We start from the raw sequence: 21384 nt of genomic DNA, 5'->3' as shown, positions 1-21384 counted from the left end.
CAGGCAGCTGTACTTTTCAAAAGATATTAATAAGCTTCTGTTATAACGTTTTCATCAACTTGCAATTCAGGTTCTGTTGAATTGATTATGTCCTCGACTGTGAAGCCTTTAGCGACTTCAACAAGCTTCAAACCAGAAGCAGTGACATCGATGACTGCCCGCTCAGTGATAATCCGGTCAACGACGTTTTTTCCTGTTAAAGGAAGGCTGCATTCTTTAAGGATTTTCGAATCACCATTTTTATTGGTGTGGTCCATGATCACGATGATTTTATTGGCGCCATGAACCAGATCCATTGCACCGCCCATTCCCTTGATCATTTTCCCGGGAATCATCCAGTTGGCCAGATCTCCTTTTTCAGAAACCTCCATACCGCCGAGAATGGCAATATTCACATGGCCTCCCCTGATCATCGCAAAAGATTCAGCACTATCAAAATAGGAGGACCCCGAAATTGCGGTAACTGTTTCTTTTCCTGCATTAATTAAATCCGGATCCACTTCGCTTTCCGCAGGATATGGTCCAATTCCCAGCAATCCATTTTCAGATTGAAGGACTACTTCTTTATTATCAGAAATATAGTTTGCAACCAATGTCGGCATGCCGATTCCCAAATTCACGTAATAGCCATTTTCAATTTCTTTCTCAGCACGTCTGGCAATTTTCTCACGGACTGCTGCTTTATCGTTACTCATGAGTCCCACTCCTTCCGTCAGTATCTATTTCTTTACAGTCAGTCTTTCAATGCGCTTTTCCTGTTTTCCCTCAACCAGCGACTGAACATAGATGCTCGGCGTATGAATATAGTTCGGATCCAATTCACCAATTTCATAAAGTGTCTCCACTTCTGCAATTGTCACTTTGCCTGCTGCTGCAATCATTGGATTGAAGTTCCGGGCAGTTTTGTGATATACAAGATTGCCCATTTTATCGCCCTTCCATGCTCTTACAAGGCTGAAGTCTGCTTTCAGTGCCTCTTCGAGGAGATATTCCTTGCCGTCAAAAACCTTGGTTTCTTTCCCCTCTGCAATCGGTGTACCTACTCCTGCCGGCGTATAAAAAGCAGGAATGCCGGCACCGCCTGCACGGATTTTTTCCGCGAGTGTTCCTTGAGGACGCAGCTCTACTTCAATTTCCCCTGAGAGAACCTGTCTTTCAAACTCTTTGTTTTCGCCGACATAAGATCCGACCATTTTCTTAATCTGTTTATTTTTTAAAAGCAGTCCCAGTCCCCAATCGTCAACACCGCAATTGTTCGAAATGACTGTAAGGTCCTTGACCCCTTTATCAACTAAAGCCAAAATAAGGTTTTCCGGAATTCCGCAAAGGCCGAAACCGCCAACCATTAGGACAGCACCATCGTGAATTTCCTGAACCGCTCCACTGAAGGAAGTACAAATTTTCTTCACTTCAATCGCTCCTTTCATTAAAATACTTATTTTTGCTAAACTTTTTTGAAGTTTTCTATGCAAGCTCCACCACTGTGGCTACCCCTTGGCCTCCTCCAATGCAAAGAGTCGCAAGGCCTTTCTTTGCCTGTCTTTTTTGCATCTCATGAATAAGAGTTACCAGGATCCTTGCTCCGCTTGCGCCGATTGGATGTCCCAGTGCAATTGCTCCGCCATTTACATTCAGAATCTCCTTGTTAAAACGAAGCTCCCTGTCAACTGCGAGCGACTGGGCTGCAAATGCTTCGTTTGCTTCAATAAGCTCCAATTCATCCATGGGAACAGATGCCTTTTCAAGCGCTTTTTTTACGGCTGCAACAGGGCCAATGCCCATGATGCTTGGATCCACACCTGCACTTGCATTTCCTTTAATCGTCACTAAGGCCTTAAGCCCCAGTTCATCTGCTTTCTTTCTGCTCATAACCAGCAATACAGCAGCCCCGTCATTAATCCCGGAAGCATTTCCGGCTGTTACGCTGCCGTCCTTCTTAAACGCCGGGCGCAAGCCTCCGAGCTTTTCAGCAGTCGTCCCTTTTTTCGGATACTCGTCTGTATCAAAAACAATCGGATTCCCTTTTCGCTGAGGAATTTCAACAGGAACGATTTCATCTTTGAATTTTCCTTCTTCAATTGCCTTTGCCGCCTTTTCCTGGCTGGCTGCGGCGAATTCGTCCTGTTCTTCCCGGCTCAGCTCGTATTTCGAGCAGAGATTCTCAGCAGTAACTCCCATATGGTAATCATTAAATGCACACCAGAGCCCGTCTGATATCATCGAATCTATAAGCTTTTGATCTCCCATTTTAAAGCCATTTCTTGCATTTTTCATTATGTAAGGAGCCTGACTCATATTCTCCATGCCGCCAGCAATCACCGCTTCAGCATCACCTGCTAAAATGGCCTGTGCAGCTAAATGAACTGCCTTCAGCCCGGAACCGCAGACCTTATTAATCGTCATTGCGGAAACGCTTTCAGGAAGACCCGCTTTAAGAGCTGCCTGCCTTGCCGGATTCTGGCCCAGACCTGCCTGCAGGACATTTCCCAGGATTACTTCATCTATCTGATCCGGTGTTACACCTGCTTTTTCAAGAGCGCCTTTTATCGCAATCGCCCCAAGTTCTGGTGCTGATACACCTTTAAGGCTTCCATTAAAACTGCCGATTGCTGTCCGGACAGCGCTGACTATTACGACCTCTGTTTGTGTCATCTCTCTCATCCTTTCAAAACATCTCTCTGCTTATATTCGTGCCAAGATCCCAAAATTCCTTTTATTTTGTCAAAATTTTTATTATTCTTGCAATCAAAAATACTTTCCTACTACAATAAATTTAAGGCATATAGCAATTTTTAAGAAAGCGCTTACCATACACGATTTAAAATATGAAACGGGAGCTGAAAACATGACGCTGGCATTTCCAAATAAAGTAACAATTATTGAAGTGGGCCCGCGGGATGGACTGCAAAATGAAAAGTCCTTTGTACCCACCGAAGTCAAGAAAGACTTTATTAAAAGTTTAAAAAATGCAGGATTAACAGAGTTGGAGCTTACTTCATTTGTGTCTCCGAAGTGGGTCCCGCAGATGGGGGATGCAGCTGAAATTACGGCAGATTGCCTTGATGCAAATACAAGGGATATCGTGCTGGCCCCAAACCGCAAAGGCATTGACAGGGTATATATGACTGAATGCCGGGCCGTTGCCGTTTTCGTCGGTGTAAGCAATACATTTAATAACAAGAATATCAATAAACCCACTCAGGAAAGCATGGATGAACTAAAGCCGATTATCGGAGAACTGAAGGAGAAAGGTTACTTTGTCCGCGCCTGCATCTCTACGGCATTTCATTGCCCCTATGAAGGAGCAATCAACCCTGAAGATACAGTTGGGCTATGCCGTCAATTTGTTGACGCAGGGGCTGATGAATTAAGCGTAGCAGATACTATCGGGATGGCTGCTCCCCATGAATCGTATGGACTTTTTTCCCGTTTAAAAGAAGAGTTTCCAAATACCCTGCTGACTGCTCATTTCCATGACACAAGAAAAATGGCCCTTACCAATATCTTTGCAGCCTTACAGGCAGGTGTCGACCGATTTGATACTTCCGCCGGAGGACTTGGCGGATGCCCATTTGCCCCTGGCGCTGCAGGCAATGCGGCAACTGAAGATGTTGTTTATATGCTTGAGCGTATGGGAATTGAAACCAATGTTAACCTTGATCAATTAATGGAAGCGGTAAAAATTGTTCAGCCTCATCTTTCCAGGCCGATTGAAAGCACCTATTTCAGGCTGAACGCTCAAACAGTTCAATAGCTGCTTCTTAGGATGAATAATACGCCCTTTCTTATAGCATCTTATTAGATGAGGCAACTGCTAAAGCAGCTGACGAATTCAATTCAGCTGCAGCCTATTAGAAGGGGGATAATCCGATGAGCCAAAAACGCGATAAAGGATATAGCCAGAAGGGGAAGCCGAATTCCGATACAGTAAACCAGACGATTGCTGCCGAGGAATTAGAAAAAGCAATACATCCAACTAAAAGACAAAACGCAAAGCAATGAGCCGCTGCATAGCGGCTTTTTTTTATGCGTAGAGCCCCTCATGAAATTTCAGCATGTCCCGGCTCACATCTCTGTTTTAATTTTATCCAGAATGGTAAAATAAAGAAAAAAAGATGGAGGGATGGGTTTGAGAAGGTTTTTACGTTATTTATTTTCCATCGTTCTCTTTCTTTCATCACTCGGCGTCTATTTTACAAATAGGCTTATGTTTATGAAAAAGAAGGAAGATGGCTATATTTTAGAAAGGGAGAAGGAGTCCGGCAGACTTGATCTTATCAAGTATGAAAGCCTGCCAAAGAGAGACGTGCTTATTCCCTCCCCATTTGGCTATAACTTAAAAGCCGTGGCTGTCGAACCACATAAAAATAGTCGCTATATTGTTATTTCCCACGGAGTTACGGAAAATAAAATGAACTCGATTAAATATATGAACCTCTTTTTGGACCGGGGATTTAATGCGGTTATCTATGATCATCGCCGCCACGGAGAATCTGGAGGAAGAACGACAAGTTATGGGCATTATGAAAAGTTTGATTTAAAAGCAATTGTTGATTGGCTTAAAGCCGAAAAAGGGCCAAATATTCAGATTGGCATTCATGGCGAAAGCATGGGAGCTGCTACAATGATCCTCTATGCGGGAATGCTCGAAGACGGTGCAGACTTTTACATCGCCGATTGCCCTTTTTCAGACTTTAAAGAGCAGCTGGCTTACCGTTTAAAAGCAGAGATGAAGCTGTCGCCAAAGCTCTTTTTGCCTGTCGCTGATCTATTTCTGCGGATGCGTGAGAAATACTCCATTGCAGATGTATCGCCTATTTCTGTTATTGAAAATATAAAGAAACCTATCCTGTTCATTCACAGTGAAAAAGACGATTTTATTTTGCCGACCATGTCCGAGGCTTTGTACGAGAAGAAAAAAGGTCCTAAACAATTTTACCTTGCTGTCAATGGGATCCATGCTCAATCCTTCAATGAAAACAGAGAAGACTATGAAAAAGTCATCGACGAGTTTTTGGATCAGTATGTCAACAGCAAAGATGCTTTATCACAATAGAAACAGCTGGCTTCAATGTAAGCCAGCTGTTTCATATAAGATCCTCTAATTTTTCTTTTTCTTTATGATTTCCTTGCCGTCTTCAGACAGTCCTCTTGCAGTATGAAAATCTCCCATTTTAAAATAATAGCGTTTGTTTTCTTTTTTAATAATTGCCGCTTCTTCAAATTTCTCTTCCTTGCCGGCTGTTTCTACTTTTTTAATATCCCCGCTTTGAATCTCACCAAAAATTACCGGCAATCTGTTTTCTAAATTACCTTCTTTATCATAATCATAAAAAGTATCTGTATAAACGGTCATATGTTCATTCTCATAATGTTCCCAATGGTTATGGCCTTCATTTTTCCAGCCTTTTTTGTCACTGCCTTTCAAATAGGCGGCTGCCATGGCCTCGACCTCATTGTGTCCATCATTCTGCTGCGTTAAATACAGGAGAATAACTCCATCTTTTACTTTTTCTTTATGTAAGATTTCTTTTACATTGAATGGAATTCCATCATCAATCGCCTGGCCCATTGTTGCTGTACTGCACCCTGACAACATCAGGAAAGCTGCCAGCAGCAAAAATAACAGATAGTTCTGCTTCATTCAAATCTCCCCCAATCAGCACTCTCTTCACCCATAATGACAAACATCTTCGTTATTCTATTTAGCCTGTAACCTTTTACTAATATATTAAAACCTTATTTTCCAGAATTTTGGAAGGGTATTTTTACCTATGTACTAATTAAAAAAGACCGCCATCCCATAGCGGCCGCCTGCTACATCATTTATTTTGTTTTATCAATAAAGCTCATTCTCGGGTTTAAATACTGATTCGGACTTTTTAACTGAAAGCAGTTTGCCTTCTCTGAAAAGTCTATTATCAAATCGTCATCTAAAAATACTTCCTTTGATTTTTCCACATATATGCTGCCAGTGTTCGTTTTGATTTCCCTGTCATCATCATCAAGCTCGTCAACAAGCCAGAGTGCCGTCACTCCGCTTACAACACAGCCGCAGCCATCTATATCATACTTAAGCCTTATAAATCCATCTTTGCCGGCAATGCGTCCCGATAATTTTTCTGCCGCCAATTCAGTTAATGCAATTTCCATGTTTTAAAACTACCTCCCCTTTGCATATGCTGTATTTTAACACAGATAGGAATAACATGCTTCTGAAAGAGACAGTTGCTTATTCAGCCACCAAAATTGTGAAAGGATGATTGGATATGTCAAAGGCGCAGATTAAAGTAATGGATAATGGATCGTTTCGTGTAACAGGTGATGTAGAATTAATCGATATGGATGGCAATAAATTTGAAACAAAACAAACCTTCTCCCTTTGCCGCTGCGGAAGATCCACGAAAATCCCATTTTGTGATGGCACTCATAAAGGAACTTTTCAATCCTGTGTCCGTGCGGAGAAAGCTCTCGATGACAAGCAATAAGGGTGGAAAACGGGGACTTATCCCCGTTTTTTTTCATTTTTTATTCCTGCGGGTGTTGCTCTTTCATCCTGTACAATCCCTTGAAGCAGTTCCCGGTCCCTGTCCGTACTGTCTTCTCCGGCCCCTGGTGCGATATTAGCCATCGGCAGCTGTTCCAGTTCTTTTCCTCTAGGCATATTTCATACACCTCCCTGCTGTTAAGATGCTTCCCGCGTCCAAAAACTACCCGTTTTAAATTCATCCAGTTCAGACATCTCTATTCATCAAGTGAACCTCGCATCCGCTATAGCGTTAATGGAAATATGATGAATTTCCCCAAATCGATCAACAATATGAAGCTTTTGGCCAAGTTCATCCCAATAATGGATGCTCCCGATGACGAGTTCATAATTCCTGCCCCTGTAATGAGTAAGTGTAACGCTTTTTTGAAATTCCATTGCCTCTGAAAGAATTTCATTCATATATTCAAATTTCTGCTCATCCAATTCCCGCTCTTGCTCGTACGTATCTTCCTCTGCCCAGTCTCTTAAGAGCTTTACATGTTCCGGCAGCATCATAGAAGTCCATTTTATTCTGCCCCGATCGCGAATCATAAGCTGACCCCCTTTTACATTTTATGGCCGCCAACCAATGTCGCACGGTGCTTGGCGGTTCCTGCGCTTGTATAAGAGACGGCTCTCAGCAGAGCTCCCCCTCCAAACTTGGAGCGGATCCGGTCCACTGTGTAGCCGAGCTCCCTTTTTTTCCAGCCATCCAAATCGAACAGATTCAGCTGCATTTCGCAGTCATCCGTAATATTGCCGAGGGAAATGGAAATCTGACGCACTGTTTTGCCCTCATAATTCTCGTCAAAAAGCTCGAGGCAGACGCGGTAAAGATCCATCGTAATATTGGTTGGCTGGTCAACTGTCCTTGAGCGGTAGAAGCCTCCTCCGAATTCATCCTGGCTGTAGCCAAGGCCAAAGCTGATGGTCCTGCCGGCTTTACGGTGGCTGCGGGCCCTTCTTGCCACTTCCTCACACATCTCAAGGACCACATGCTTAATTTCCTTTTCCTCTTTGTAATCCCTCAGTAAAATCTGGCTTTTCCCGAAGCTGATCTGCCCTTCCATGATCGGTGCCCCTATTTCCGACAGATCAATACCCCATGCATGGTGATAGAGCTGATTGCCCATAATCCCAAACTTTTTTTCAAGCTTAGCCAAATCATAGCGGGCTAGCTGTCCTACTGTAAAAATCCCCATTCCATTCAATGTCTTTTCAACACGGCGGCCGATGCCCCACATTTCCCTTAAAGGGGATACATTCCACAGCTTTGTTTTCACATCTTCATACGTCCATTCAGCAACTCCCCTTTTTTTCGCTTCAAGATCCAGGCAGAGCTTTGACATAAGCAAATTAGGCCCTATTCCTATGGCACAGGGGAGCTGAAATTCCCGTTCAATATCATCTTTTATTTTCCAGGCAATTGTCCGGGCATCACCCCAGAGATGCACTGCGCCGTCTACTTTTATAAAACTTTCATCGACACTGTACGTATGGATGGCTTCCTTGGGGACATAACGGTTAAACACCCTGGTGATTTCAGTGGAGATTCTTAAATAAGTCGCCATTTTCGGCTCCTCAATTCTAATGCGCGGGTCATTAGGAACCTCAAAAAGGCGGGCCCCTGTCTTTATCCCAAACTCTTTTTTCATTCGCGGAGAGGCAGCCAGAACAACGCTGCCCTTCCGTTCCACATTCCCCGCAATCACAAGATAGCAGTCAAGGGGATCCAGACCAAGCATGACAGCAGAACAGCTTGCATAAAAGCTCTTCATATCAACACACAAAATTTGATTATTCGGCATTGTGCTGTAATCAACCATGACTTCGACATCCTCCTTCAGAAAAGCGCAAGGCGCCGCACCAGCTTATGCAGGTCGGCAGCACCCGAATCCAAATAAAAATAACCAAGAACATTTGTTCTATATATGTATACCCAATATATTAAGCGAATATGCGTTCGGTTTCAATGGAAATTTTACGCGGTTTTTCTTAAAACAGGTTCTTTTGCCAGGTGCCGATATGACCAGAAACCAGTATAATCAGCTTGAGGTGCAAAAATAATGAACAAAAAACTGATATATAAAATGGTTCAAAACTGTTTAAAGCAATATAACGAGGACAGCCATTCCATTACGTTTGAAAGCAGGGAATTTGCAGAGATATTCAATAAAGTCATAAAGGAGAAAAATAAAGAAGCAGACAGCGAGCTGCATGAAATAGTAAATGATGTGGTATACGGGTATATTACGGGCTCACCTTATTTTTAAAGAATAAAAAAGCAGCTGCAGGGATTTGGCTGCAGCTGCTTTCTTATAAGATAAGACAGTATAAATTTTTGAACGTCAATAACTGTCTAGCTCCAGCGCCTACCCCCTCGAGGTCACAAGCCAATCCTCCCAAAAAAGGCAAAGAACGCCTTTCCGGGAGGCTCGTCTTGTGCTTGTCGGGGGTGGGCAAGGCGCTTCCGCTTTTCTTATTTCTGATTGAATGCACGTTTTCCAATTTTTTCGAACAGTCCTGGAAAAAGTGTATAGACAATACTTCCCGCATTCATCCACCGCGGGAGATTAATTTCCCTGACTGGCATCAGCATGGCATTGACTACTTTAAGCGCCACATACTCGGGCTTAAGCATATACTTGCTGACATTTTTCACATATGTGCCTTTTTCATCGGCAATATTGAAGAAGTTTGTCTCAATCGGTCCGGGATTAACAGCAGTCACAAAGACATTGCTGTCAGCCAGCTCCATGCGAAGGCTGTTCGTATAGCCAAGAACAGCATGCTTGGTTGCAGAATAGATACTGGATTTCGGTGTGGCAATTTTGCCCGCCTGTGAGGCGATGTTGATAATATGGCCGCTTCTCTGTTTCCTCATCACCGGCAGCACCATGCTGGTGCAAGCCATTAAACCAACTACATTTACATCAAACATTTCCTTTATTTCTTCAACTTTTGCTTCATGCGCCTCACGGAAAACTCCGAACCCGGCATTATTAACAAGAACATCTATGCGATCAAACCGCGCAAGTACTTCGGAAAAAACAGCCGAGACTTCGTCAGTGTCCGAAACATCGAGTTTACGTATGTAAACATCCACTGAAAAACGCCTCTGCAAATCTGCCTGCAGTTCCTGCAATTTGTCAAGGCTGCGGGCAAGAAGGACAAGGTTTGCTCCCCTCTCAGCACAAAGAACAGCCATTTGGGCTCCAATCCCTCCAGATGCACCTGTGATAATCACATTTTTATTTTTCAAACTGTCTGACAAATCAAACCACCTCTTTTGATGCGGAATACAAGAATGCTTCCTCCTCTTTATTTATATAAATCTCTCCTATTGAATGCAAATAGTCAAGCTGCGCGACCGTTTCGGAAATCGTCAGGGAAAGCTCCTTCTCATAAACTTTCGGAAAAAGGCGGCGGCACACTTCAAAAACAGTGAGTGACTCAGACTCAAGCCATGCCTTTACTTTCATTGCCCGCTCATGCTGGCGGCCAAGCCTTTCGTTTATTAACTCATTCACATTTGTAATATCCTCTCCATGTCCAGAGTAAAAAAGGGATATTGGCAGCTGCCGCAGCTTTTTCAGCGACTCGTTATACTGAAGCTGCGGCTTCGGCCGTTCCGAATTGCCGGGAAGCGGCGGCTCCAGGATGGGATTGGGAGAAATGTGTGCAAGCAAATGGTCTCCTCCAAGGAATACACCATCTTTCTCCCTGAACAAACCTATATGGCTCTGTGCATGCCCAGGCGTCTCCACTACCGTCCAATCGTCCATCCCTTCAGGCTGGCTGCCTTCCTTCAGTTCGCCCGTCAGGGTACGATTGCAGGAATAGCGCAGAGTCTTTTTCATCTTGTTTATAAAAGAAAAATAGCTTTCAGGAATCCCAAATTCGTTAAACAGTTTTATGTAAAATTCATCATGAAATTTTAGAAACTGGTCCGTCCGGGACAGCCACCTTTGATTAACCGGGTGCCCGAACACATCGAGACTGTCTGGAAAAAAGTCAAGCAGCCCGGCATGATCGGGATGATGATGTGTAAGGACAACCTGTTCAAAATCACCGGGAGTTAAATTCAGCTCTTTAAGCTGGGATTTTAGAGCTTCCCACGCTTCATCCGTTTTAGGGCCGGCGTCCACAAGAGTCAGCTTTTCCCCTTTTACTGCATATACATTAACGTCACCGACAGGAAAAGGTGTCGGGATAACAAGTTTTGCAATTCCATCCTTCCAATCTGCCATTTTAACAATCCCCCTAAAATCACTATATTTAAATAAAATAAAGCTGTTTTTTTTATATACTTCCGCTGGCCATCCAAGTCATACAGTCCATATGCCCTTAAGATAACCACCCTGTTTCACCCTTAAAATATAAGTATTTGCCATGCGTACAAATTACTGAAATTCCATAACAAAATTTAGAAATCTTCATATATAAAAATAAGTGTACCGTTCTTTTTGCTAATTGTCATTATTTTCACATAATTTTTGCGCATTATTAATATTTTTTTGGGAAATACCGCTTGACAAATAAGCGTGTCTTCTTGCATAATCACAATTAAAATTTGATTTCCACAGACCAAAGCTGGAATATGGACAGCAGAAAAATAGCGATGAATAAGATTAGTAAATGGAAAACGGCGAAAGAGAGTGAAGCTCAGCGGCTGAAAGGCTTCACAGTCCACTTGACCATTGAACCTGCCTTATGAGCTGTTAGGAAAACCTAAACGCACCCCCGGCGTTATCGGGATCGAGATGCCTTTTCAAAGACAGCGGATGCAGCAGGCATGCTGCACCAAGAAGGAAAAGGCAATGAAGGTGGTACCGCGGAAGCATAGTCTTTTCGTCCTTTACTGGATGGAAAGGCTTTTTTATTTTAGTCAGCCGGCATTATGAACAATAAAGGAGGAATAACAGCAAATGAAAAAGTTAGCTATTATTGGAGCAGGATCAATGGCAGAAGCGTTAATATCAGGAATGATTGAAAGCCGGCTCATTACCGGCAGCAATATTTGGGTCACAAACAAATGCAGCAGGGAAAAGCTGCAATCCATGCAAAAAGCCTATGACGTTCAGACTACTTATAATCTCAGCGACCTGTTCAGTGGTGCTGAAACTGTTATTTTAGCGATGAAGCCAAAAGATGCAGCGGATGCCATCACTCTCATAAAACCTTATTTACAGGAAGATATGCTGATCATTTCCGTTCTGGCTGGGGTTTCAATCGAAAGCATTGAACGTTTGGCGGAAAAAAAGCTGCCAGTCGTGAGAGCCATGCCGAATACATCGGCAGCCGTCGGAAAGTCCGCCAGTGCGTTATCGGCTAATGAAAGAGTGACCAAAGAACAGATGGAAGCAGTAAGAAGCATTTTTGATACAGTGGGAAAGTCAGCGTTTGTAGAGGAAAGTCAGCTGGATGCCGTAACAGGCCTGTCAGGCAGCGGACCGGCGTATATTTACTATCTTGCGGAAGCCATGGAAAAAAGCGCGGAAGAAATCGGGCTCGAAAAGGAGATGGCGAAGGAATTCATCATCCAGACCCTCATAGGGGCAGCCGAAATGCTGGCCAGGTCAGCCAAGGATCCTCAGCAGCTTAGGAAGGAAGTAACAAGTCCCGGCGGCACTACCGAAGCAGGTGTAAAAGTTCTTGAAGCGAACGGTGTGCAGAAAGCCTTTATTGAATGCATTAAAGAAGCGACAGCCCAATCCAGGCGGCTTGGCCAAAGCTTCAGCAGCACAGTGAAAATTTAGCCGGGGTCATCTCCCCTGTAAATACGCCTTCTTAATGCAAACTATGAAAAAAGGATGAGAACCTGCAAATGCTCATTATTCTATTAAGCGCAAGTCTCCTTGTATGGATTGCAGTACTAATTGATGCCGCTCTGGGACTAAAAAGCCTGGACCGCCTTGAAGATAGCGATACGATGACTGAAGGCCCTCTTCTTTCTGTCATAACAGCGGCAAGGAATGAAGAAGCCAGGCTTGAGGAGAGCTTAAAAACCCAGCTGCAGCAAAGCTACAAACGCATTGAATGGATATTGGTCAATGATCGTTCAACAGACAGCACGGGGAGGATCATGGACCGCCTCCAGGAGCGTGATTCAAGGGTTAAGTGTCTCAATATCAAGACGCTCCCCAGTGGGTGGCTTGGAAAAAATCATGCCCTTTACAAGGGATATTTAGAGTCATCAGGGGAATTAATCTTGTTCACAGATGCCGATGTGTTATTTAAAAAGGATGCCCTCAGCAAGGCGGTTCATTATTTTAATAAGAATGACCTTGACCATTTAACGGCGGCACCGAGCTTGGCAGGAAGGAGTTTCTGGCTCAATACATTCATTGCTTTTTTTCTTTTCGGCTTTTCCTATTATAAACGCCCCTGGCTGGCGAACAATCAGCGTTCCAAAACCGGCATTGGCATTGGGGCATTTAACATGGTATCCAGGCAATCCTATGAAGCAATCGGAACACATAAAGCAATAAAAATGAGGCCAGATGATGATTTAATGCTGGGAATGAGAATAAAACAAAATGGTCTCAAACAGAAATTTGCAACGGCGATGGACCTGATTGAAGTTGAATGGTATGAAAGCTTAAAAGAAGCCTTCAAAGGATTGGAGAAAAATACATTTGCTGGCCTTCATTACCGGGTTAGCATGGTTCTGTTTGCCATTGCCGGCACATTCATTTCTCAGGTGCTTCCCTTTATCACCATTTTTTCAGCCGAAAAAGTTATTTTCAGTTTAAGCCTTGCAAACATCACTTTTTTAGCAGTTGTTTATACAATCATTACAAAAAGAATGTCCAAATTTTCTCCGCTTCTGTTTGTTGTATTTCCAATTACAGCTCTCCTGTTTATTTATTCCATACTCCGTGCCAGCATTCTAACCTTTGTAAGGGGCGGTATAGTCTGGAGAGGTACATTATATAAATTAAGCGATCTGAGGAATAAGCGCTAAAGTGAACAAACACCTTCCTAAGTGCATGTTCTTTTTCATTTGCTGAATCGCCTGATATACTTAATATTTAGGATAGCGAAATAAGGAGGCATTGATTATGGAAACAAAGCTTTTTTCCCCTTTAACGATTAAAGGAATCACCTTTAAAAACAGAATTGTTATGGCACCGATGTGCATGTACTCAAGCCATAATGAAAACGGCATGGTTGAAAACTGGCACCGGACACATTATACGAGCCGGGCTGTTGGCCAGGTGGGGTTAATCATCCTGGAGGCAACTGCTGTAACTCCGCAGGGACGTATTTCTCCGCAGGATCTGGGAATATGGAGCGATGACCATATCGCAGGCCTGAGAGAATTAACCGGGCTAATGAAAGAACACGGGGCATCAGCCGGAATACAGCTTGCACATGCCGGCAGAAAAGCGACTGTCGAAGGAGAAATTCTCGCCCCATCGGCTATTGCTTTTAATGAAAAAATGAAAACGCCTAAAGAAATGACAAAAGAAGAGGTGTCCGAAACTGTAGAGTCATTCAAAAGAGGTGCTGAAAGAGCGAAAAAAGCCGGCTTTGAAGTAATTGAAATCCATGCGGCACACGGCTACCTGATTAATGAGTTTCTTTCACCGCTAAGCAATAAGCGAAGTGATGAGTATGGGGGATCAGCCGAAAACCGATACCGTTTCCTCCGTGAAGTCATTGAAGCAGTTAAAACGGTTTGGGATGGGCCTTTATTTGTTAGAGTATCAGCACATGATTATCATGATGAAGGGTTAACTGCAGAGGATTATGCAGAAATGGGCAAATGGATGAAGGGGCAGGGAGTGGATCTTATTGACGTAAGTTCCGGAGCAGTAGTGCCGGCTAGAATAAATAGCTACCCGGGCTACCAGGTCAAATTCTCTGAAACCATTAAGGAAGGTGCCAATATTCAGACTGGTGCGGTCGGGCTGATTACATCCGGCCTGCAGGCCGAAGAAATCCTGCAAAACGGACGGGCAGATTTAATATTCATTGCGAGGGAATTGCTGAGAGATCCTTACTGGCCTCGTACGGCAGCAAAGGAACTTGGGGCAGCAATTGAACCGCCTAAGCAATATGAGCGCGGATGGATTTAAGTTAAAATATAAAGAGAAAAGGGATGGTGAACCACCATCCCTTTTCTCTTATATAATCTGCAGTGAATCAAGGAATACAATGATGATGACCAAAGGCACCACATAACGCAGAAGGAAATACCACACGGAAAAGATCCCATTCAGCGATTTTGAACCTTGAATTAATTCATTTCTCAGCAGGTCCACCTTCATTTTGTATGAAACAAAAATAGAAATGAACAGCGCCCCTACCGGCATTAATACATTGCTGACAAGAAAATCAGCACTGTCAAAAATCGTTTTGCCGAAAATTGAAATATCTGATAGGCTGCTGAAGGAAAGTGCCGATGGGACTCCCACGATAAAGATTGCCAATCCTGTCAGCCATGCTGCACGGTTTCTTCCACTGCCCTTCTTATTCGTCAGAGCAGCCACCACAATCTCGAGCATTGAAAAAGCGGAAGTTAAGGTTGCAAATAAAAACAGTGCAAGGAATAGAAGCAAGAAAACTCGTCCAAACAGAATCTGATCAAAAACAGATGGCAGGACAATGAACAATAAACCAGGACCTGCAGCAGGCTCAAATCCCAGTGAGAAAACTGCAGGAAAAATAGCCAATCCGGCTAGAATTGAAATAAATAAATTCATTCCGACAACGGAAAAGGCCGGCTGCATCAGATTTTCATTTTTAGATAGATAAGAGCTGTACGTTACCATTACCGATACCCCGACACTTAGAGAGAAAAATGATTGACCCATCGCATAAAGGACAGTTTCAGATGTTAAATTTGAAAAATCAGGCTTTAAAAAGAATGAGACGCCTTCCATGGCATTATCCAATGTTAGAGATCGTGCAATCAAGATAATAAATAAAACGAACAAAGCCGGCATCATAATTTTGCTGACCTGCTCGATACCCTTCTGGATGCCCTTAGCCACCACTAAAACAGTTATGAATAGGAAGATCCCTTGTGCCGCTACAACAGACACAGAGTCTGACACCGATGCGCCAAATAGCTCTTCGTAATTGCCGGCTCCATTCATAGAACCGGTAACCCCGTAAACAATGTACTTCAGAATCCACCCGCCTATCACACTATAAAACGATAAAAGCAGAAAACAGGTAAATACGCCAAGGTAGCCAATCCAGTGCCACTTAGTTCCCGGAGCAATATCCTTATATGCCGAGATTGCCTCTTTCCCCGTGCTGCGGCCGATCACAAACTCAGCCAGCAAAAGCGGAAAACCAATTAAAAGGGAAAATAGCAGAAATAATAATATAAATGCTCCGCCGCCGCTTGTTCCCGTCACATACGGAAGCTTCCAGATAGCTCCAAGTCCGATTGCCGAACCGGCCGAGGCTAAAATAAATCCAATCTTCGATGACCATTGCTCATTTTGCTGCATGCCTGTACCTCCATAATTTAAAAATAAGAAAGTTTAAAGTTCCGAAATTCAATAACTGTCTAGCTCAAGACTCCAATAAACGGTGCCTGCAGCTGTTCTTAATAGAAACCGGCCGGATTTCCATTTTAAGATATTCTTCCAAAAAAACAAAAAAGCCACCTACTTCAAAAGGGACGCGAATCAGATTCACGCGGTACCACCCTTTTTGAAAGCATGTGACTTTCCACTCGAAATATAACGGATTAACCGTCTTTTCTGCTATATTGCAGAAAAGAAAAGCTCCAAGATGAAATTCATCTTATCTTTGTGCCAGTTTCCACCATCCACTGGCTCTCTATAAACAGGGAGATAAGACTTAATAGAGTCTCTTCATAGCTTTTTAATATAATGTTTTAAAGTATAAGTGTGATTATATTATGCCTGCAGGAAACCGTCAATGCCAAATTTGAAAAATTCAATTTTTCAAGTCATTACTTTTCGTTCCAAATCCGCCTCCAAACCGCACCCTCACTATCTGCCTTAATTTCGAAAACATCCGGGTTGCTCATCTTCATAAGATGCTCGAAGCCTGCATTTTCATCGAAATAGCGCAGCAGCAAAGTGGATAAATTGCCATGGCTGACCAGAACGAAATGATTTTCTTTAGAAGCAATTAATTCACCCAGCAGGGAAGCAGCTCGTTCCATACCTGACGAATGGGATTCTCCACCTTCGAAAACCAGATCAAAATCGGAAAAGCTTTGCTTAAGCTTCTCCTGCCAATCATCAAAAAGAATGGAGCTAAGCACCCTTTCCCCCAAACGGCTTTCCTCAACAATCTCAAGCTTTCTCGACTGTGCGAGCGGCCGGATAGTTTCAATCGCCCGCACAAAAGGGCTTGAGTATATGCGATGAATTTCCTTGCCTTTAAAGAAATCAACTAGTTTTAACGCCTGTTCCCTTCCGCTTTCTGTCAATTTAGCGGAAAAAGGCTGGCCCTCAGCCTTTGCATGGCGCACGATATAGAAAGTTTTCAATTAATTCTCCTCTCCTTTATCAAGCGGTATATGAATTTCTTTAAAGTCCTCAGCCATTACCGTATTGGGGAAAATTGTCTGCGATTCCTTCACAAGCTGTTCCCAATCCTGGCGTTCATATCGTGAACTGATATGATTCAGGCAAAGTTTCCTTGCGTTCGCCTTGCGAGCGACTTTGGCAGCCTGCAGGGTTGTCGAATGAAAATAATCGTATGCAAGCTTTTCTTCCCCTTGCGAGAAGGTTGCCTCATGAATTAATAGATCAGCATGAGCAGCTAATTCAATTGCCGCATCACAGATTCTGGTATCTCCCAGAACCGTGATAATTCTTCCCTTTTGAGCGGGGCCCAGAAAGTTCTTTGCTTCCAGAATACGCCCATCCTCAAGCTCTATATTTTCGCCATTTTTTATTTTCTTATATATTGGACCCGGTTTGATTCCCGCTTCGGCAAGCTTATCCGCGAGCAATGTTCCCGGACGGTCCTTTTCAGTGACCCGGTAGCCATATGAAGGAATCCCGTGCTCGAGCAAGCGCGCTTCCACCTTAAAGTCTTTTTCATCCAATATAGTGCCATCACTGATTTCAGCAACTTTCAAAGGGTATTTCAGGTATGTGCCGCTGACAGAGAGCGAGACTTCAATATATTCTTTCAGCCCTTTTGGTCCATAGAGAGTCACCTCAGTATCACCGCCCTGAAAAGAGCGGCTGGACAGCAATCCGGGCAAGCCATAAATATGATCTCCATGAAGATGGGTAATAAAGATTTTTTCAATTCTCCTCGGTTTAATGCTTGTATGTAATATTTGGTGCTGAGTAGCTTCCCCACAGTCAAAAAGCCAAATGCACCCTCTTTCATCCAGGAGCTTTAAAGCCATCGAAGATACATTCCTCAGTTTTGCTGGAATTCCCGCACCCGTACCCAAGAAAAAAACATCCATTGAAAAAAACAGCCTCCTTTCCGGCAGTTCGGATTAAAAACCTGTCAGGCCTTGCCAGTTCGAATATAAACAATATACCATAGCATCCTCGGAATTCATTCTAAAACAATTGGTTTTTGTTTTATTTGACAGGATAGTTCCTGGCCTTTAGAAAGAAACTATGTTAAAAAGGACAAACTTAATATTTGCGAAAATAGCTTTAAACAGATACAATTTTATACTTGTACAGACGTTTTTTTTCGAATGCAATATAACAGCTTTTTCTAAAGCTGCTGGCGGACAAATGTCAGTCCAGCCTTACATACAGAAATTTGTCGAAAAGAGGTTCTAGAATCGTGAAATCAAACGAAAAACCGACCGCATTAATAATGATATTTGGGGCAACGGGGGATTTGGCAAAAAGAAAATTGTTTCCCTCACTTTACCGCTTGTACAAAAAAGGCAGGCTGTCTGAACGTTTCGCGGTAGTCGGGATTGCCAGAAGGCCGCTCTCGAATGATGAATTTCAGGCAAGTGTCAAAACCTCTGTTGAGTCAGCTATTAAAGATAATGGAGAACTTGATGATTTTATTTCTCATTTTTACTACCATTCGCATGATGTGACGAATTCAAGCTCCTATTTGGCATTAAAGAGTATGGCCGAAAAATTGGATACTCATTATTCCCTTGAAGGCAACCGCATTTTCTACCTCGCCATGGCTCCTGAATTTTTTGGAACCATCGCAGAGCATTTAAAAGCCGATGGCCTGACGGATGTGGACGGCTTTAAGCGTCTTGTCATTGAAAAGCCTTTTGGTCATGATTTGGAATCAGCGAAACAGCTTAACAAGCAAATTCGAAAAGCTTTTTCAGAAAATGAAATATACCGGATTGACCACTACTTAGGAAAAGATATGGTGCAAAATATTGAAGTTATCCGTTTTGCCAATGCCATTTTCGAACCTTTATGGAACAATCGCTACATCTCAAATATCCAGGTTACATCAAGCGAAGTATTGGGTGTAGAAGAACGCGGCCGTTACTATGAAAAAAGCGGTGCTCTTCGTGACATGGTTCAAAACCATATGATGCAAATGGTTGCCCTCCTGGCAATGGAACCTCCAATCCGGCTGACAACGGATGAGATCAGATCTGAAAAAGTGAAGGTATTAAGAGCCATGCGTCCGCTTGAAGGGGATCAGGTGAAAGAATACTTTGTCCGCGGCCAATATGGAAAAGGCCAAATAAACGGACAGGAAGTCCCCGCTTACAATGAAGAACCGATGGTGGATGAACAATCAAACACCGAAACTTATGTTGCTGGCAAGCTGATGATTGACAATTTCCGCTGGGCAGGTGTGCCAATCTACATTCGCACTGGAAAAAGAATGGCTGCAAAATCAACGAAAATTGTTATCCAGTTCAAGGATATTCCGATGAACTTATATTATCAGACTGAGCAAACGTTAAATCCGAACCTTCTGGTCATCCATATTCAGCCTGAAGAAGGAATTACCCTTTATTTGAATGCACAAAAATCAGGTCAAAACATGGAAGCCACACCAGTAAAATTAAACTTTGCCAACAAAGGCATCGATGATATGAATACGCCTGAGGCCTATGAAAGGCTATTATATGATTGCATGCGAGGAGACGCAACCAACTTTACCCACTGGGATGAAGTGGCCCTTTCCTGGAGTTTTGTCGACAAAATTTCCGACGTATGGGAAAACACTAAAGAAGGTGGCTTCCCTAACTACGAATCCGGTTCAATGGGTCCAAACGAAGCAGACCAGCTGCTTGAAAAAGACGGTTTCTTCTGGTGGCCAGTAACAGACCTTGATGTTGAACAATGCTAAATAATTTTCGACCCCCCTGCCGCGGCAGGGGGGTCGTTTAGTGAATGCCATAATTCAGCTTCCTGCAATACAAAAAAACAGCGCCTTTTGGACGCTGTTTTTATATTACTCCATCCAATTGGTATGGAAGATGCCTTCTTTGTCTGTACGCTGATAAGTGTGTGCGCCAAAGTAGTCACGCTGTGCCTGAAGAAGGTTAGCAGGCAAAGTTTCTGTGCGGTAGCTGTCATAATAGGACAGCGCAGCAGAGAAGCATGGTACAGGGATGCCGTTTTTCACAGCCGTACTGATAATTTCACGGGTAGCATCCTGGTAGCTTTCCACGATTTCCTTGAAATACGGATCAAGAAGCAGGTTCTTTAAACCAGGCTCACGGTCATATGCTTCCTTAATTTTTTGAAGGAATTGAGCACGGATAATGCATCCGCCGCGGAAAATCATAGCAATATCGCCGTATTTAAGATCCCATCCATATTCTTCGGATGCTGCTCTCATTTGAGCAAAGCCTTGTGCGTATGAGCAGATTTTGCTCATGTAAAGGGCTTTGCGGACACTTTCGATAAAGGCTTTTTTATCGCCGGCGAATTCCGATGCGGCTGGCCCGCGCAGAACTTTGCTTGCGTTGACACGCTCTTCTTTCATAGCAGAAATGAATCGGGCAAATACGGATTCAGTAATGATTGGAAGCGGTACACCGAGGTCAAGCGCACTTTGGCTTGTCCATTTGCCGGTTCCCTTTTGGCCAGCTGTGTCAAGAATGACATCTACCAGCGGCTTGCCGGTTTCATCATCTTTTTTCGTGAAGATATCAGCCGTGATTTCAATTAGATAGCTGTCAAGCTCACCTTTATTCCAATCGGCAAATACTTCATGAAGCTCCTCAGCAGTCAAGCCAAGCACATTTTTCAAAAGAAAATAAGATTCGGAAATCAGCTGCATATCACCGTATTCAATGCCGTTGTGGACCATTTTTACATAATGGCCTGCCCCATCCGGACCGATGTATGTTGTGCATGCTTCACCACTAACCTTTGCCGCGATATCTTGAAAAATCGGGGCAACCAGCTCGTAGGCTTCTTTTTGGCCGCCAGGCATAATCGAAGGCCCTTTTAATGCGCCTTCTTCACCGCCGGATACTCCTGTACCGATGAAGTGGATGCCCAGCTCGCTTAATTCCTTATTGCGGCGCTGTGTGTCCACAAAGAAGGTATTTCCGCCATCAATCAGAATATCCCCTTTATCCAATAAAGGCTTTAACTGCTCAATTGTCGCATCTGTCGGACCGCCTGCTTTAACCATAAGCATGATTTTACGCGGTTTTTCCAGGGAATCCACAAACTCTTCAAGTGTATATGTACCTTTAAAATTTCTTCCTTCCACTTCTCTAAGCATCTCATCCGTTTTTTCACGTGAGCGGTTAAAAACGGATACAGAGTAACCTCTGCTTTCAATATTCATGGCAAGATTTTTGCCCATTACGGCTAAGCCGATAACACCAAACTGTGATTTCGTCATCTTTTTATTACTTCCCTTCTAGCCTTTATGCGTGTAATTGCTTGTTCAAAAAAAGCTTTCTTAAGAGTTTTTATGAA

Annotated in this window: 23 protein-coding genes and 1 other annotated feature; of the genes, 9 read left to right on the top strand and 14 right to left on the bottom strand. The window is 43.3% G+C overall.

The window, feature by feature from the left end:
• Positions 1-26 precede the first annotated feature (26 nt).
• The 3 genes from ACEQ1T_RS22225 to ACEQ1T_RS22215 are packed head-to-tail and all read right to left on the bottom strand — an operon-like array spanning position 27 to position 2652.
• A complete protein-coding gene (locus tag ACEQ1T_RS22225; RefSeq protein WP_206838371.1) occupies positions 27-695 on the bottom strand; it encodes a 3-oxoacid CoA-transferase subunit B in 669 nt (222 codons plus the stop codon).
• Positions 696-719: 24 nt separating this feature from the next.
• Positions 720-1409 carry a CoA transferase subunit A gene (locus tag ACEQ1T_RS22220; protein ID WP_370224775.1) on the bottom strand — a complete coding sequence of 230 codons (690 nt, stop codon included), beginning with the start codon at positions 1407-1409 and terminating at the stop codon, positions 720-722.
• 55 nt (positions 1410-1464) lie between these two features.
• A complete protein-coding gene (locus tag ACEQ1T_RS22215) occupies positions 1465-2652 on the bottom strand; it encodes an acetyl-CoA C-acetyltransferase (RefSeq protein ID WP_206838376.1) in 1188 nt (395 codons plus the stop codon).
• 193 nt (positions 2653-2845) lie between these two features.
• Between ACEQ1T_RS22215 and ACEQ1T_RS22210 the strand changes: the two genes are divergently transcribed.
• The 3 genes from ACEQ1T_RS22210 to ACEQ1T_RS22200 all read left to right on the top strand — a co-directional run bounded on the left by ACEQ1T_RS22210 (position 2846) and on the right by ACEQ1T_RS22200 (position 5056).
• Positions 2846-3754: a hydroxymethylglutaryl-CoA lyase gene (locus ACEQ1T_RS22210; protein WP_206838378.1), complete on the top strand. Its 909-nt coding sequence runs from the start codon at positions 2846-2848 to the stop codon at positions 3752-3754.
• 116 nt (positions 3755-3870) lie between these two features.
• Positions 3871-4002 (top strand): hypothetical protein, encoded by a 132-nt coding sequence (locus tag ACEQ1T_RS22205; RefSeq protein WP_269082991.1) that lies wholly within the window; start codon positions 3871-3873, stop codon positions 4000-4002.
• A 127-nt stretch (positions 4003-4129) separates the two neighbouring features.
• Positions 4130-5056, top strand: coding sequence for an alpha/beta hydrolase (locus ACEQ1T_RS22200; protein ID WP_206838380.1), 927 nt, complete (start codon positions 4130-4132; stop codon positions 5054-5056).
• 45 nt (positions 5057-5101) lie between these two features.
• Here ACEQ1T_RS22200 and ACEQ1T_RS22195 read toward each other — a convergent pair whose 3' ends face one another.
• Together ACEQ1T_RS22195 and ACEQ1T_RS22190 are read right to left on the bottom strand one after the other, a co-directional pair.
• The gene (locus tag ACEQ1T_RS22195) at positions 5102-5644 is read right to left on the bottom strand and encodes a hypothetical protein (RefSeq protein WP_206838382.1); all 543 of its coding nucleotides are present in this window, start codon (positions 5642-5644) and stop codon (positions 5102-5104) included.
• Positions 5645-5826: 182 nt separating this feature from the next.
• A complete protein-coding gene (locus ACEQ1T_RS22190; protein WP_206838383.1) occupies positions 5827-6153 on the bottom strand; it encodes an iron-sulfur cluster biosynthesis family protein in 327 nt (108 codons plus the stop codon).
• Positions 6154-6269: 116 nt separating this feature from the next.
• Here ACEQ1T_RS22190 and ACEQ1T_RS22185 point away from each other — a divergent pair, with 116 nt between their 5' ends.
• Positions 6270-6488 carry a CDGSH iron-sulfur domain-containing protein gene (locus tag ACEQ1T_RS22185; RefSeq protein WP_370224773.1) on the top strand — a complete coding sequence of 73 codons (219 nt, stop codon included), beginning with the start codon at positions 6270-6272 and terminating at the stop codon, positions 6486-6488.
• A gap of 17 nt (positions 6489-6505) precedes the next feature.
• Here the strand turns inward: ACEQ1T_RS22185 and ACEQ1T_RS22180 are convergent, their stop codons facing one another.
• From ACEQ1T_RS22180 to ACEQ1T_RS22170, 3 genes are all read right to left on the bottom strand, one after another.
• Entirely contained in the window at positions 6506-6664 is a 159-nt protein-coding gene (locus ACEQ1T_RS22180) for a hypothetical protein (RefSeq protein WP_206838387.1), read from the bottom strand.
• Positions 6665-6751: 87 nt separating this feature from the next.
• Positions 6752-7081, bottom strand: coding sequence for a YolD-like family protein (locus ACEQ1T_RS22175; protein ID WP_206838389.1), 330 nt, complete (start codon positions 7079-7081; stop codon positions 6752-6754).
• Between the two features lie 14 nt (positions 7082-7095).
• Positions 7096-8355, bottom strand: a complete 1260-nt coding sequence (locus ACEQ1T_RS22170) for a UV damage repair protein UvrX (RefSeq protein ID WP_206838392.1) — start codon at positions 8353-8355, stop codon at positions 7096-7098.
• A gap of 240 nt (positions 8356-8595) precedes the next feature.
• Between ACEQ1T_RS22170 and ACEQ1T_RS22165 the strand changes: the two genes are divergently transcribed.
• Positions 8596-8802: a YqzH family protein gene (locus ACEQ1T_RS22165; protein WP_370224771.1), complete on the top strand. Its 207-nt coding sequence runs from the start codon at positions 8596-8598 to the stop codon at positions 8800-8802.
• Positions 8803-9008: 206 nt separating this feature from the next.
• On the opposite strand, the gene ACEQ1T_RS22160 is transcribed toward ACEQ1T_RS22165, so the two are convergent.
• Complete coding sequence (locus tag ACEQ1T_RS22160) at positions 9009-9803, bottom strand: SDR family oxidoreductase (RefSeq protein ID WP_206838393.1); 795 nt, start codon at positions 9801-9803, stop codon at positions 9009-9011.
• A 1-nt stretch (position 9804) separates the two neighbouring features.
• Complete coding sequence (locus ACEQ1T_RS22155; RefSeq protein ID WP_206838395.1) at positions 9805-10779, bottom strand: MBL fold metallo-hydrolase; 975 nt, start codon at positions 10777-10779, stop codon at positions 9805-9807.
• A gap of 678 nt (positions 10780-11457) precedes the next feature.
• Here ACEQ1T_RS22155 and proC point away from each other — a divergent pair.
• The 3 genes from proC to namA all read left to right on the top strand — a co-directional run bounded on the left by proC (position 11458) and on the right by namA (position 14613).
• Entirely contained in the window at positions 11458-12288 is an 831-nt protein-coding gene (gene proC, locus ACEQ1T_RS22150) for a pyrroline-5-carboxylate reductase (protein WP_370224770.1), read from the top strand.
• A 68-nt stretch (positions 12289-12356) separates the two neighbouring features.
• On the top strand, positions 12357-13496 hold the full coding sequence (locus tag ACEQ1T_RS22145; protein ID WP_206838399.1) for a glycosyltransferase family 2 protein: 1140 nt from the start codon (positions 12357-12359) through the stop codon (positions 13494-13496).
• Between the two features lie 97 nt (positions 13497-13593).
• Entirely contained in the window at positions 13594-14613 is a 1020-nt protein-coding gene (namA, locus tag ACEQ1T_RS22140) for an NADPH dehydrogenase NamA (protein WP_206838401.1), read from the top strand.
• A gap of 48 nt (positions 14614-14661) precedes the next feature.
• On the opposite strand, the gene ACEQ1T_RS22135 is transcribed toward namA, so the two are convergent.
• From ACEQ1T_RS22135 to rnz, 3 genes are all read right to left on the bottom strand, one after another.
• Positions 14662-15999 (bottom strand): sodium-dependent transporter, encoded by a 1338-nt coding sequence (locus tag ACEQ1T_RS22135; protein ID WP_370224767.1) that lies wholly within the window; start codon positions 15997-15999, stop codon positions 14662-14664.
• A 166-nt stretch (positions 16000-16165) separates the two neighbouring features.
• Positions 16166-16381: a binding site (T-box leader), on the bottom strand.
• Between the two features lie 88 nt (positions 16382-16469).
• Positions 16470-17015, bottom strand: a complete 546-nt coding sequence (locus tag ACEQ1T_RS22130; protein ID WP_370224766.1) for a histidine phosphatase family protein — start codon at positions 17013-17015, stop codon at positions 16470-16472.
• Positions 17016-17954, bottom strand: a complete 939-nt coding sequence (gene rnz / locus ACEQ1T_RS22125) for a ribonuclease Z (RefSeq protein WP_206838407.1) — start codon at positions 17952-17954, stop codon at positions 17016-17018.
• 335 nt (positions 17955-18289) lie between these two features.
• Here rnz and zwf point away from each other — a divergent pair, with 335 nt between their 5' ends.
• Entirely contained in the window at positions 18290-19792 is a 1503-nt protein-coding gene (zwf, locus tag ACEQ1T_RS22120; RefSeq protein ID WP_206838409.1) for a glucose-6-phosphate dehydrogenase, read from the top strand.
• 105 nt (positions 19793-19897) lie between these two features.
• On the opposite strand, the gene gndA is transcribed toward zwf, so the two are convergent.
• Entirely contained in the window at positions 19898-21307 is a 1410-nt protein-coding gene (gene gndA / locus ACEQ1T_RS22115) for an NADP-dependent phosphogluconate dehydrogenase (RefSeq protein WP_370224765.1), read from the bottom strand.
• Between the last annotated feature and the right edge of the window lie 77 nt (positions 21308-21384).

The sequence above is a fragment of the Cytobacillus sp. genome (assembly GCF_964223445.1).
GTDB lineage: Bacteria > Bacillota > Bacilli > Bacillales > Cytobacillaceae > Cytobacillus.
The sequence above is the reverse complement of the archived record's forward strand: the minus strand, read 5'-3'. Positions and strand labels throughout refer to the sequence as shown.